The organism is uncultured Caballeronia sp., from assembly GCF_964243625.1.
Classification (GTDB): Bacteria; Pseudomonadota; Gammaproteobacteria; order Burkholderiales; family Burkholderiaceae; genus Caballeronia.
The window spans coordinates 1-13,594 of sequence record NZ_CAXTGZ010000127.1; the positions used below are offsets into that span (position 1 = coordinate 1).

At 62.7% G+C, this 13,594-nt stretch carries 12 protein-coding genes and 1 pseudogene; 5 read left to right on the forward strand and 8 right to left on the reverse strand.

From position 1 onward, the window contains the following. The 7 genes and pseudogenes from ACFFAR_RS11225 to ACFFAR_RS11255 form a co-directional block, all read right to left on the reverse strand. Positions 1 to 361, reverse strand: a pseudogene (locus ACFFAR_RS11225) (TolC family protein); the annotation flags it as partial. After that, positions 358 to 1,350 (reverse strand): efflux RND transporter periplasmic adaptor subunit, encoded by a 993-nt coding sequence (locus ACFFAR_RS11230; protein WP_174363889.1) that lies wholly within the window; start codon positions 1,348 to 1,350, stop codon positions 358 to 360. The gene ACFFAR_RS11230 and the pseudogene ACFFAR_RS11225, both read right to left, overlap by 4 nt. After that, positions 1,347 to 1,556 (reverse strand): DUF1656 domain-containing protein, encoded by a 210-nt coding sequence (locus tag ACFFAR_RS11235; RefSeq protein WP_062003069.1) that lies wholly within the window; start codon positions 1,554 to 1,556, stop codon positions 1,347 to 1,349. Before ACFFAR_RS11235 ends, ACFFAR_RS11230 begins: the two co-directional genes overlap by 4 nt. 37 nt (positions 1,557 to 1,593) lie before the next feature. Further along, on the reverse strand, positions 1,594 to 3,714 hold the full coding sequence (locus ACFFAR_RS11240; RefSeq protein ID WP_174363888.1) for an FUSC family protein: 2,121 nt from the start codon (positions 3,712 to 3,714) through the stop codon (positions 1,594 to 1,596). Positions 3,715 to 3,720: 6 nt separating this feature from the next. Next, the gene (locus ACFFAR_RS11245) at positions 3,721 to 4,173 is read right to left on the reverse strand and encodes a MarR family winged helix-turn-helix transcriptional regulator (protein WP_375507889.1); all 453 of its coding nucleotides are present in this window, start codon (positions 4,171 to 4,173) and stop codon (positions 3,721 to 3,723) included. 132 nt (positions 4,174 to 4,305) lie between these two features. Beyond that, positions 4,306 to 6,006, reverse strand: a complete 1,701-nt coding sequence (locus ACFFAR_RS11250) for a cobalamin biosynthesis protein CobT (protein WP_174363887.1) — start codon at positions 6,004 to 6,006, stop codon at positions 4,306 to 4,308. A gap of 9 nt (positions 6,007 to 6,015) precedes the next feature. Continuing rightward, entirely contained in the window at positions 6,016 to 7,227 is a 1,212-nt protein-coding gene (locus ACFFAR_RS11255; protein WP_375507890.1) for an AAA family ATPase, read from the reverse strand. A 409-nt stretch (positions 7,228 to 7,636) separates the two neighbouring features. Between ACFFAR_RS11255 and ltaE the strand changes: the two genes are divergently transcribed. Beyond that, positions 7,637 to 8,668, forward strand: coding sequence for a low-specificity L-threonine aldolase (ltaE, locus tag ACFFAR_RS11260; RefSeq protein ID WP_174365649.1), 1,032 nt, complete (start codon positions 7,637 to 7,639; stop codon positions 8,666 to 8,668). Between the two features lie 19 nt (positions 8,669 to 8,687). Here the strand turns inward: ltaE and ACFFAR_RS11265 are convergent, their stop codons facing one another. Continuing rightward, positions 8,688 to 9,578 (reverse strand): LysR substrate-binding domain-containing protein, encoded by an 891-nt coding sequence (locus ACFFAR_RS11265; protein WP_375507891.1) that lies wholly within the window; start codon positions 9,576 to 9,578, stop codon positions 8,688 to 8,690. Between the two features lie 109 nt (positions 9,579 to 9,687). On the opposite strand from ACFFAR_RS11265, the gene ACFFAR_RS11270 reads away from it, so the two are divergent. From ACFFAR_RS11270 to ACFFAR_RS11285, 4 genes are all read left to right on the forward strand, one after another. Continuing rightward, entirely contained in the window at positions 9,688 to 10,692 is a 1,005-nt protein-coding gene (locus ACFFAR_RS11270; protein ID WP_375507892.1) for an aldo/keto reductase, read from the forward strand. Positions 10,693 to 10,814: 122 nt separating this feature from the next. Next, complete coding sequence (locus ACFFAR_RS11275) at positions 10,815 to 11,699, forward strand: oxidoreductase (protein WP_174364764.1); 885 nt, start codon at positions 10,815 to 10,817, stop codon at positions 11,697 to 11,699. A 10-nt stretch (positions 11,700 to 11,709) separates the two neighbouring features. After that, a complete protein-coding gene (locus ACFFAR_RS11280) occupies positions 11,710 to 12,732 on the forward strand; it encodes an AraC family transcriptional regulator ligand-binding domain-containing protein (protein WP_174364763.1) in 1,023 nt (340 codons plus the stop codon). 345 nt (positions 12,733 to 13,077) lie between these two features. Then, on the forward strand, positions 13,078 to 13,594 hold a 517-nt coding region (locus ACFFAR_RS11285), incomplete at its 3' end, for a CoA transferase (protein ID WP_375507893.1).

Sequence of the window (13,594 nt, forward strand, 5' to 3'; positions counted from 1 at the left end):
ATTCCTGCGCGCGCTTGAACGCCGCCGACGCCCCGCCCGAAAACCCGCCCTGCGATTGCGCGACGCTCAGCGCGGCGCGCGAGCGGCCGAGGTTCGCCGCCGCCACGCGCAGGTCCGTATTCGATGCCATCGCCTGCTGCACGAGGTCGTCGAGTACGGGATCGTCGTAGAGACGCCACCAGTGCGTGGGCACGGCGCCCGCCGATACCGTCGACTGGCCTTGTGCACCATCGAGCGGCGCGTTCGCGTACGGCGCGTTGACGGCAGCGTCTTTCGGCAGGGAATAATCAGGGCCGACGGTGAAGCACGCGGCGAGCGCGAGCACGAACGGTGTCAGGGCAAGGGCGCGCGGCATCTTCATTTGCTTGCCGCCGGTGCGGATGCGGCGACGCCGGTGGTCACGGGAACCACGCCGCTGGCCGTGGCCGGCGCAGACGCTGCCGAAGCCGATGAAGCGCCGTCGGCGCGGGTGTTTCCGGTCGGCGTCAAATCACGCACCGACACCGTCGCCGTGCGCCCCGCGATCATCCGGAAATCCGCCGGCACTTCGTCGAGTGCAATGCGCACCGGAATCCGTTGCGCAAGCCGCACCCAGCTGAACGCCGGATTCACGTTCGGCAGCAGGTTCGATCCCTGCACGCGGTCACGATCCTCGATACCCGCCACGATGCTCTGCACATGCCCGCGCAGGATCGCGGGTTCGCCCATCACCTTGATATCGACTGCCTGGCCGATATCGATACCCCGCAGCTTCGTTTCCTCGAAGTATCCATCGACACGGAACGAATGCAGGTCCACCACCGACAACACCGAGCGTCCCGCCGTCACGAACTCGCCCGTGCGCGGCGCGCGGTCGTTGAGGTAACCATCGACGGGACTCACGATCGTCGTGCGTTGCAGGTTGAGGCGGGCGGTATCGATGGCGACTTCGGCATCGGCGAGCGCCGCTTCGGCCTGCTGCACGCGCGAACGGCTTTCTTCCGTGATCTCGCGTGCGACGAGGTCGCCGAGCGTCCGGTTACGCGCGTCTTCGCGGCGCGCCTGGTCGAGCGTCGCGCGGCGCTGCAGTGCGGTCGCCTGGGCTTGGCGCAAGCTCAGCGCGTAACGCGCCTGATCGATGACGAAGAGCACCTGGCCGGCCTTCACCGGCTGGTTATCGACCACTTTTACATCGACGATCAGGCCGCCGACATCAGGCGCCACCTGCACGACGTCGGCGCGCACATGGCCGTCGCGCGTCCACGGCGCAAACATGTAATAGCCCACGAGCCGCCACAGCACGAACGCGGCGATCGCCACGACGACGAGCGTAAAGAGGATCTGTCCAATCGAGAACCAGGTTTTTTTCACGGTAATAGCCGATGCGAAACAATGACCACGATGCCAAGCACGATCACGTAGATCGCGAGGTCGAAAATGGAACGATGCCAGACGAAACGGTACAGCCCCACGCGCGCGAACACGCGCGTGAGTACGAGGCAGAGCAGGTACGAGACCAGCATCAGGATCAGCACGGCCGGCAGGAACACGCCGTAGATATCGATTTCGCCGATCATCGCGGGATGCTTTGTAAAGGGATGAGCAAACGGCGCGTCATGCTGCGGCCTCGGGTTCTGGCGGCAGCGCGGACGCGACGGTTTCCGGAAACAGCGACAAACGCATGCCGACGAGCGCATGCAGCGCATCGCGTACCTGCCGGCCGGGCGCGGGCGCCTGGGTCTGGGAGGCTGCAGCTTCGGCATTGGCTTCGGCATGGACCGCGCCGCCGCGGCGCGTGATGCGCGTGAGGGCGGTATCGATGGCCGTTTCCAGGCTTTGCGGTACCGGTTGCCGAGATCCACGCTCGACGTTGTACTGGAAGTAAGCGCGCACGCCTTCGAGCACGCTGTCCACCGACGCCAGTTCCGCTTCGCCGAGCCTGCGCCGCAGGCGCCGCAGATCGAGCGCGTTGAACGCAATGCGCAGGTCCCGAAAACTTTCGATGGACGGATGGCGGCGTTCGTCGGTGGCGGCAAGACGCGGAATGATCTGCATCAAACGGTCGATCATGCGGGCCGTCAGGTTTTTCTGGTCATCGACGGGACGGGTCGATGCGCTTAGCACCACGTCGCGCCAGCTCGACCGGATCAGTCGCGAAGCCGCCAGTTCCGCGCCGAAGGGCCGCGTCACACGCGTCCACACGAACGCGAACAGCAGCCCGGCCGGACCCGCGAGGTTGCTGTTCATGAAGGTCAGGAAATTGGCGTCGTAGGTGCCCTGGATGCTGATGAACGTCGCCGTGTTCACGGCCGTCAGCATGGTCGCGAGGTTGAACTGCGGACGCGGGATCAGCGTGCCGATCAAGATGAACGGCACTGCGAACATGATCACGAGCATCGGGAAGTCGTGCACGGTCGGCAAAATCACGAAGAGATACAACCCGGCCAGCACCACGGCAAGACATGTATAGATGAAAAACGAGAACACTTGCGGCGCGGGTTCGTCGAGCGCGGCGAAAAAGCAGCACGCGACCGCCGCCAGCGTCACGGCGCCCGCGCCGTCGTTCCAGCCGGACGCAATCCAGATGCTCATGGAAACGAAGATGGCGAGCATGGCCGAGCCCGCCGAAAACATCAGCATGCCGCGATCGAAATATTGCTGCGTGCCGCCGAGCCGCCAGTGTCGATAACGCGGCCGCCACGATCCTTGCTCGTTGGTGATGATCACGCGCAGCGAGCGGCAGTCCTGCCAGACATCCACGAGCTGTTTCAGCCGCCAGAGCGTGCTCGAGAGCAGCGCGCCGTCCCACGTGCGCAGGCCGTCGCCATCGGGTTGCAGGCTTGCGATACGGGCACGCAATGCGTCGGCGTTGGCATCGGCATCAGCGGACCCCGATTTCGCATCGACGGGTTCGTCGAACCACTTGACGATATCGTCGAGAAGCGGCTTGAGACCGTCCGGCGGTGGCTGCTGGCCGCTGAACAACGCCGCGAGCGGATCGCCGATAGCCGACATGATCGGCAGCAGCAATTGCATCCGTCCGCGCAGCGCTTGCGCGCGAGCAAGGACGTCGGGCCGGCTATGGTCGTAGGCAAGCTGGCTCAGCAGGAACTCAAGCTGATTGACTGTCAAGGCCATCCGCTGGCGGCATGCCGCAATGGTTTGACCGGAGAGCCGGCCGGAAAGCGTTTCCTTCGTGTAGAACGCGGCGTCGCGGAACCAGGCGTCGGTACGTTCGATCAGCGTGGGCGCAAGACGGCTCGGGAACAACGCGCCGCCGACCACGCTCGCGCACACGATGCCGAGCACGATTTCCTCGGTCCGTGAAACGGCGAGATCGAAGATGCCGGCCGGGTTCATGACGGAGGGCAGGGCGATCAGCGGCATGGTGTACCCCGCCAGCATGAAGACGTAGCTGCGCGCGGTGCGGTCGGATATGGCGAGAAACAGCAGCGTGCCTGTCCAGATTGCAACGACGGCGCTGAAAATGTACGGCGATTCCACGAATGGCGGCACGAACAGCACAGCCGCCGCCGCGCCGATCATGGTTCCCAGCGCGCGATACAAAGCCTTCGAGCGGGTTGCGCCCACAAACGGATTCGAGACGATATACACGGTCGCCATCGCCCAGTACGGACGCGGCAATTCCAGCTTGAGGCCGATGTAAAGCGCCAGCATGGAAGCAATGAAGGTCTTGACCGAAAACAGCCATTCGCGCGAAGTGGGGTACGTCATGGTGCGCTAGACGCCTTCTTCCGTATCGGTGCCGGCCGGATGGGATTTCGACGATGCCTGGGACGCGGGCGTCGCCGCACCCAGTTTAAACGCGGCGAATACGCGCAGGGTGGCTTCCAGGTCTTCTTGGGTGACGTTTTGCAACACATCGGCGCGCAGGCCGATCAGTTCTTTCTCGATCTTGGCGATGACGCTGCGGCCTTCGTCGGTGAGGGAAATGATCTTGGCGCGCCGGTCGTCTGGATCTTCTTCGCGGCGCACGAGACTGGCGGCGCACAGTTGATCGAGCAGACGCACGAGCGACGGGCCTTCGATCCCCGTCATTTCCGCCAGCGCCACCTGCCGAACGGGCGCGTCGAGCCGCCCCGCGATAAGCAGCGGGGTAGCGCAGGCTTCGGAGACGTTGTAGGCGGCGATCACGCTATGACTGGTTCGCCGCCACTGGCGGGAGGCGATCACAAGCGCGCTGCTTACGGATTGTCGGAGTACGTCGATTGTCGGCATGGCGCGCATTGTATTTCGCCGACAATTCGTTAGCAAGCTATTGAATTAAATACCGGGGTCAGAGTTGTTTTTTAGTCGCGGGTGTTTCTACCCGCACTTCGATAGCAGGAGTTTGCTCAAAATCGCGAACGCCATGGTTGGAAGCTCAACGAGTTTCTGCACGACGATGTTATGCGCATAAAACTTTTCTACGGCGTCATCGAGCAAGCCGATGCCAACGAGTTCGATTCCCGATGCCGTGATTTCACCGATCCGCGCCCGCAAATCAGTTCGCAAGATGACTGGATGTCCGTCGCCGGTGGCGGGGTAACCATCGGACAGCACCATCAGGATGCGGCGTCCTGCCCGCTGCGCCAAAAGCCGGCCGGCCGCCCAGACCAGCGCTTCGCCGTCGGGATTCTCGTGGCTGCAGTCGATTGTGCTCAGGCCGGTGGGATTGCTCGATCCAAACCGCTTGTAGATCCTCAGGTCCAGGCGTTCGAGCTTGCGGTTGTATCGGGTTAGATCTTCGCCTTCTCCGAGCATCTGTTGGTAATACGCTTGCATCTCCGTGGACTCTACGGAGCTATACCCCAGCACTTCGCATTTGAACGACAACTGCATCAGCGCATCGCACAGCGCCGCTGCACACAGGCGCGCCAGATCCATCTTTTTTCCGGCCATGGACCCGCTGAGGTCGATGAGCAGAGTTACTGCCGCGTCGCGCCCTTCGGTCGTGCGTTTGACACGAAACGGCGTGCGATAACCCGGCGACACCACGAGCTTCGCCAGCGCCGGCCGGTCGATTTCGCCGCGTTCCTGCTCGCGTTTCCAATGCGTCTGTTCGTCGGCTTTGAGCGCACGTTCAAGGCGTGCGGTCAGCGGCGCGGTTTCCGCACGGGCGAGTGCGCGCAGGTTTCGCCACGCTGCAGGGTCGCCTCGGCCCGTCAGGTCGGTGATGATGTCGTATGCGGTGGTGAGCGGGATCGAGAGGCGCGGGCGGCCGTCGATCAGATCTATATTGTCCAGCGACATGGGTGCCGCGGGCGATTGTGCTTCGGAAGCCTGCGCAGCGGCGTCCGACGGCGATGGCGCGCTGGTCGTGGCATCGGCTGAAGCTGCATCCGGCGTTTCGTTTTCTGATGCGGTGTCCGGATCGCTTGCGGATTGCTCTGCGTCGAGCGTGTCATCGGCGTCGGCGGTGAACATCATCGTATTGACGTCGCCCGCGCCGAGCGATCTGATCCGCGCCACGAGCGCGTGCGCATTCGCGATGCTTTCGCGCGTCGACCGGCTCTTGCGCGCAGTTTCCAGCGCATCGGTCACAGCGCCGAGCGTGGCCAGAAGCGCGGGCGTGCGTTCCGTGACGGCGGGCGTTTCGCCCCACAGCGCGCCTTCGACAAGCCAGATCAGCTTGTCGCGCCATGAAAGCGTGGACCATTTCTGGTGCGTGGCATGCGCCTTCTGCGCGCGCAGCCTTTCGATATATCCACGGGCACCCGGATAGTCGGTGAACAAACGCTCGCATACACGCCGGTCTTCTATGACCTCGGCAAGTTGCCGCGCCGGACCTGAAGGCAGCGCGTCGATCTCATCGATGACGGAAAACTTCCAGCGCGCCGCGAGCAGATCGAGCTGGCCGGTGAGGGCGTCCGCGTCCGGTGAATCCGGCGCGGGTTCCGCAAGCACGATGCGCTCGCGTTCGACACGCGGGCCGCGTGCATCGAAGGAGACGGTCACGCCATAGCGGCCCGTCAGGACCCGCGCGAGCCGGCTTAGGGTGTCAGGCGTGAGTTGGGCGCGGCTCACGAACGCGGCTCAATCGTCAAACGCGATGTGATGCCGGATGATGCTGCGTATCAGCGCAGCGTCCTCCGCGCTCACTTTTGCGTAGATCGCAGGGCCGGCGGCGCGCTCCGGATCGCCCGAACGAAGCATGAGGTCGGCCCAGTCGAGCAAACGGCGCGTCGAAAACGCGCTCGCCAGATCTTCCCGGGCGAAGGCCGCGCGGCAATCGGCGGCAATCGCGGCGAGCGTGTTTGCCATCGGCGGCGTGATGCGCGCGCCGAGCGTGCGCATCAGCACCTCGGCTTCCTCTTCCGGCGACAAATAATCCATCAGGTACACGCGCCATCGGTCGAGAAAGGCTTCGTTCATCAGGTTTGCACCCTGGTACAGATGACGATAAATGCTCATTGCACCGACAGCGTTCGCGGTCGCGAACAACCGGAACGACGCATGCGGCGCGACCAGCTCGTTGCCTTTTTCCTTCAGCAGCAAGCGTCCGTGCGGTTCGAGCACGGCGGTCAGCACGGCGAGGATAGATGGCTCGGCGAAGTCGATTTCATCGACCACGAGCCAGAGGCCTTCGCGCATCGCGGTCGGCAACACGCCGTCCACCCACAGGGTTTCGCCGCCTTTCACGGTCCAGAACCCCACGAAATCGCCGATGGTCGTCTGCCCGTTCATATTCGCCCGCAGCACGCCGTGTTGCGAGCGCGCGGCCACCTGTTCGATCAGGCTGGTTTTGCCCGCGCCGGTATGCCCGATCAGCATCACACGCCGGTTTTCGACGATGTCCTGAAGGATGTCGGCGAAGCGCCCGGGGAAAAGGTAGGCAGGATTCAGGCGCGGCACGAGCGGACCGGCGTGGCCGGGCGGCATTTCGACTGTGCCGATCAAAGTAGTGGCATGGTCCGGCTGAGAAAGCGTGGCGAGCACTGCTTTGCCCGATGCTGCGCGCTTGAGGTCCTTGAGAAAGCCGTTGCGTCCTTCGCCGGCAACGGGCGCTTCTTTGTCGCCGGGACGCAGAAAGCCCTCGCGATGCCACTTTTGCAGCTTCGATTTCAGGTTTTCAAGATCGACGACGGTATCGATATTCGCCGGCGCCTCGTCGCGCCCATGCTCGATCCGGTACATCTGGGGCCTGTCGGAGAGCGTCACGCGCCACCATTCGGCGCCATGTCCGGCGGAGCGTTCATAGCGGCCGATGTAGGGATTGTCTTGCAATTGCGGGTCGGGCGCGTTCATGGGAGTCGAGGCTTGGTCGCAGTGGATTGCGGAAGATTATACGTTCGGAGCTTCGCGGCGCGTTCCGCTTGCGTCGACAGCGGCAAAACTTAATAATTTGCATTAGATACACGTGTTAACCATTTGATCTAAAAGAGAATTATATTAAACCTAATAATTTTTTTAGGAATACTTCTTAAACTCTTGATTTGCTTAGAAAATATTGTGTAGTGCGCGAACCTAACTTCAAGTGCTTTATAAGCTCGTGCCTGAAGTTAATTCTCATTCGTAGGTTTCGGCTGCAAGTCATTGATTTAATTGAGAAACTGTGGGTAATCGCGGACTCGTCAATCCCACCGGCCTTTATGACGCAGCTCACGACCGCGCGTCCACAATGGCAAAATAAGCGCTCCACAAACCAGGAGCCGCAATGCGTACCCCGATCAAGCACGACTTCCGCAGCGACACCGTTACGCGACCCGGCCCGGCGATGCGCGCCGCGATGGCATCGGCGGAAGTGGGCGACGACGTCTTTCGCGATGACCCTACCGTCACCCGCCTGGAAGAAACGCTCGCAGAACGCTTTGGCAAGGACGCCGGGGTTTTCCTGACATCGGGTACGCAATCGAATCTGGTCGCGCTGATGGCGCATTGCGGACGGGGCGATGAGTTCATCGTGGGCCAGCAGGCCCATGCGTACAAATGGGAAGGCGGCGGCGCGGCCGTTCTCGGCAGCATTCAGCCGCAGCCCTTGAACAATCAGCCCGATGGTTCGCTCGCGCTGCAGGATATCGAAGAAGCGATCAAGCCCGACGATTCGCATTTCGCGCGCACGCGGCTTCTCGCGCTGGAAAACACGATCGGCGGCAAGGTCCTCTCGCATGAATACATGGAGGCGGCGACAGCGCTTGCTCGCCGCCACGGGCTGGCTACCCATCTCGATGGCGCGCGCATTTTCAACGCGGCCACGGCGCTGAAGATGCCTGTCGCGACCCTCGCGCGTCCATTCGATACGGTGTCCGTGTGTTTGTCGAAGGGATTGGGTACACCGGTCGGCTCGGTGCTGGTCGGCAGTGCGCCGCTGATTGCGAAGGCGCGGCGTACGCGCAAGATGCTGGGCGGCGGTTTGCGGCAAGTCGGGATTCTCGCGGCGGCGGGCCTCTACGCGCTCGAACACAACGTGGAGCGTCTCGCCGACGACCACGCGAACGCGAAGGCACTGGCCGAAGGCCTTGCATCGTTCAGCCAGCTCAAGGTCACGATGCCGGATACCAACATCGTTTTCGTCGAAGTGGACGGCGCGGTTGCCGAGGGAATCTCGGCGCACCTCGCGTCGCACGGAATTGGCATTACGTCGGCCTATGGCGCGACCAAACAGCGCTGGGTCACGCATCTGGATGTGGACCGGGCTGCAGTCGAAGACGCATTGAGCGCTGCAAAGTCGTTCTTCGCCAACCGATAGCCAACGGACGGGAAGCCGGTCACTCTTCCTTCACGAAATCGATGAACGCACGCAACGGCGCGGGCATGTGCGTGCGGCTCGGGTAGTACAGGAACGGCCCTGAAAAGTGCTCCCACCACTCGTGGAGCACCGGCACGAGCGCGCCGCTGTCGATTTGCGGACGCAGGAATTCATCGAAGGTATAGATCATTCCCAGGCCGGCGGTCGCGGCGGCCACTTCCAGTGCCAGCGTCGTCGCCACTAACGGCCCTTGCGGCGTGAATCGAACCTGTTCGTCGCCGCGCACAAAATTCCACGCTGCCAGCACGCCGCTCGCAAACCTGTGGCCAATGCACGCATGGTCCAGCAAGTCACGCGGATGCCCGGGCCAGCCATGTCTTTCGAAATATGCGGGCGAACCCGCCGCCACGAAATGCTGCGTGCGCGGGCCGATTGGCACGGCGATCATGTCGCGCTCCAGACGTTCGTCGTAGCGAATGCCGGCATCAAAACCGGCTGCAAGCACATCGATAAACGTATCGTTCGATACCACCTCCAGCCTGATACCTGGATGCGCGGCCAGAAAGCGCGTGACGATCGGCGGCAAGACATGCATCGCAACGATGGTCGGGACATTCAGGCGCAATGTCCCGGTCGGGCTGTCCCGAAAACTGTTAACCGCGTCCAGCGCGCCGGCAATCTCGCCGAGCGCCGGCCCAAGGCGTTCCAGCAACCGCTGGCCCGCTTCCGTCACGGTGACGCTGCGCGTGGTCCGGTTCAGCAAACGGACCCCGAGACGCGCTTCAAGACGCCGGATCGCCTCGCTCAATGCCGATGCGGACACGCCGCGCACACGCGCCGCCGCGCGGAAGCTGCGTACTTGAGTGACGGCCATGAAGGCGGTGAGATCGGAGAGATCGGGATCGTCCATTGTGCGTTTTTCCGTACAGCCCGTGCTGTAACGGCCGGATTGTCGCACGCTTGGGCGGCTCGCATACTCCTGTCATCGCATCCGCACCGGCACGAACAGGATTAACAGCATGGAACAGCGTCAACTCGGAAAAACAGGACCGCAAGTGTCCGCCCTCGGACTCGGCTGCATGGGCATGTCCGGCATGTACGGGCCGTCGGAGCGCGGCGAAAGCATCGCCACGATCCACGCGGCGCTCGACGCGGGCATCAACCTCATCGATACCGGCGATTTCTATGGCAGCGGCCATAACGAAGCGCTGATCGGCGAAGCGTTAAAGGGTACGAAACGCGAGGCCGCCGTCGTCAGCGTCAAGTTCGGCGCGTTGCGCGACCCGGCGGGAGGCTGGGCAGGTTACGACGCACGGCCTGCAGCCATCAAGAATTTCCTTGCGTATTCGCTGCAGCGACTGGGGCTTGATTACATCGATATCTATCGTCCTGCGCGGCTCGACCCGAACGTGCCTATCGAGGAAAGCATCGGCGGGATTGCGGATCTGGTGAAGGCGGGGTATGTGCGGCACATCGGGCTGTCGGAAGTCGGCTCGGACACCATCCGCCGCGCCGCAGCCGTGCATCCGATCGCCGATTTGCAGATCGAGTATTCGCTGCTTTCGCGCGGTATCGAAGACAATATTCTCGATACTTGCCGCACGCTGGGCGTCGGTGTGACGGCGTATGGCGTGTTGTCACGCGGGCTGATCAGCGGGCACTGGATGCCCGCGCAGAATCTGGCGGGCAGCGATTTCCGCGCGCATAGTCCGCGCTTCCAGGGTGAAAACGCCGAGCGCAATCTGAAGCTCGTCGATGCCCTGCGGCGAATCGCACAAGCGAAGGGCGTGTCCGTGGCGCAGATCGCGATTGCATGGGTCGCGGCGCAGGGCAAGGACATCGTGCCGCTGATCGGAGCGCGTCGGCGCGAGCGCCTGACCGAAGCACTGGGCGCGCTCGACGTCACGCTTTCGGCCGATGACCTCGCCGCAATCGAACAGGCCGTTCCGAAGGGTGCGGCAGCGGGCGACCGGTATGCCGCAGCGCAAATGGCGCATCTGGACAGCGAGAAGGGCCACGGCTGACTGTTCCAACGGCCTGGCGCAATCCGATTGCACGTTGGCGCGATCGGATTAGTGCCGCCGAGGGCTCGCTCCTAGAATCGGTGAACGCATTTACCTCGTTCATCGTTAAAAGGAAGCACCTCATGTCGTCAGTCTGGCTTATCACCGGCAGTTCGCGTGGCATCGGCCACGAGTTGGCAAAAGCAGTTCTCGCGGCGGGGCATCTTCTGGTCGCGACCGCGCGTCGCCCTGAGGACCTTCACGCGCTCGTCGAGCAATACGGCGAGCGCGTGCGCGCCGTCGCACTCGATGTCACCGATCCCGCGTCGGCACGCGCCGCCGTGCAGGAAGCCGTCAACGCGTTCGGCCGTCTCGATGTCGTCGTGAACAACGCGGGCTACGGCAACATTGCATCGATCGAAGAAGGTGACGACGCCGATTTCCGCGCGCAAATGGAAACCAATTTCTACGGCGTCGCGAACGTCACGCGTGCGGCGCTGCCGGTCCTTCGCGCACAGCGCAGCGGGCACATCATCCAGGTTTCATCGATAGGCGGACGTGTCGGTTCGCCCGGCCTGGCCGCTTATCAATCGGCTAAATGGGCGGTCGAGGGCTTTTCCGAAGTGCTCGCGAAGGAAGTCGCGCCGCTCGGGATCAAGGTGACGATTGTCGAGCCGGGCGGTTTCCGCACGGACTGGGCGGGTTCCTCGATGACCATCCACGCTCCCGGTCCCGACTATGCGCAGAGCATCGCGCCTTTGCTGGAGTACCGGAATTCGCACAAGCCCGTCGGCGATCCGGCGAAAGCCGCGCAGGCGATCCTGAGCATCGCGGAAGTGGACGAACCGCCGCTGCGTCTGCTTTTGGGTAGCGACGCCGTGCATATCGCGGGACAATTGCACGAGGCGCGCGGCGCAATGGACGCACAATGGCGCGACTTGAGCATGTCCACCGATGCCGACGATGCAACCGGCTGGCGCGGTCTTATCGATAAACTCGATATCGTGAAGCAGAAAGCGACCGACTAAATCGAGGCCCATGAAAACTGACGGCGTTCCCATCAGTCCCGCGCTGATCGGCAGACTCAACACGCTGGGCGTGGACGTCGCGCGCACTTTTCGTGCGGCCGGCATTGCGTGGCCGCCGCCAGCCAACGCCGAGCCGCCGCGGCTGCGCGTCACGACGCAGAAGTACTTCGCGTTGTGGGAAGCCATTGCGCAGGTGAGCCGCGATCCGGCGATCGGCTTGCGCATCGGCGAGCAAACTTCGCACGGGCAGCTCGACATCATGTCGCTCGCCGCGCTGCATTCCGCGAATTTCCGCGATGCCCTCGCCAAGCTCGGCCGCTACAAGCGGCTAAGCTGTCCGGAAGAGGTCATCGTCGATATCAACGGCGCCGAAGCGTCGGTTGCATTCCGCTGGCTTCTCGCCGATGGCAACCTCCCCGATCTTCTCGCCGACGCAATGTTCGCATCTGCGTTGGCGATGGCTAGGCGCGGTTCGGGAATCGAGATAAAGCCGCGTCGCGTGGAACTGACGCGCCGGGCGTCGAACCGGACGATGTTCGCGCGCCATTACGGTTGCGAGATCGTCTTCGACGCGCCACAAGACGTGATCGTCTTCGATACCGCCGCGCTCGCGCTGCCCTTCGTCACGCATAACGCGGATTTGCTGGCGGCCGTCTTGCCTCAGCTCGATGCCGGTATCGCCGAACTCAGCCGTACGCAGACCTTCTCAGATCAGGTCGAGGCGGTAATTGCGCGGAGCATGCGCGGGCAACGGCCAAGCGTCGATGCACTCGCGCATGAAATGGGCATCAGTTCGAGGACGCTGCAAAGAAAACTCGCCGTCGATGGCACGACTTACCAGCAATTGCTGGATCGGGTGCGCAACCGGATTGCGCGCAGGCTGCTCGGGAGCACCGATCTAGGCGCCGGTGAAATCGCTTGGTTCCTCGGTTTCGAGGAGGTCAACTCGTTTTCGCGTGCGTTCAACCAATGGGAAGGCGTGACGCCGCAAAGGTGGCGGGTCGGATCGGATAGCCGACCGACCACTGCTTAGGGTTCTCCCGCCGTGCCGTCGTTCGCTCGCTGCGGACGACGATCTCACCAGTCTCCCTTTTTCCTCTCTTTTGCACTGCAACAGGCTAACGCTGTGGCGCCGGCGTTAACGGCGTTGTTGCGCCTGCTGCATTGCGTCACGTCCGGTTCGATGAATAAATATCCTTGACTAATACTGTGTTCGGAATATTGTATATCACAAGAAACGACGGTTGCCCGTAGGCACCGCGCCAATAGACGCCTCGAAGAGGAGACAACACATCCCAGCACGCTTGACGCGCCTCTCTCTTCCCCTTGCGCTTTATCCAACACACCAACTAATCCAGTCAGTCAGGAGACAAAAGCCATGACCAGGCCCCTCGAAGGCATCAAGATCATCGACTTCACGCACGTTCAGGCCGGGCCGGCGTGCACGCAGTTGCTCGCGTGGTTCGGTGCGGACGTGATCAAGGTCGAACGTCCCGGTTCCGGCGACGTGACGCGCACGCAATTGCGCGATATCCCGAACGTGGATGCGCTGTACTTCACCATGTTGAACAGCAACAAGAAGTCGCTCACGCTCGACACCAAGAAGCCCGAAGGCAAGGAAGTGCTCGAAAAGCTCATCAAGGAATCGGACGTGATGGTCGAGAATTTCGGGCCGGGCGCACTCGACCGGATGGGTTTCCCGTGGGAGCACATCAAGGAACTGAACCCGAAGATGATTTTGGCGTCCGTCAAGGGCTTCAGTGACGGCCATCATTACGATGACCTGAAGGTCTACGAAAACGTGGCCCAGTGCGCGGGCGGATCAGCATCGACGACCGGTTTCTGGGACGGTCCTCCGACCATCAGCGCAGCCGCGCTCGGCGACAGCAACACGG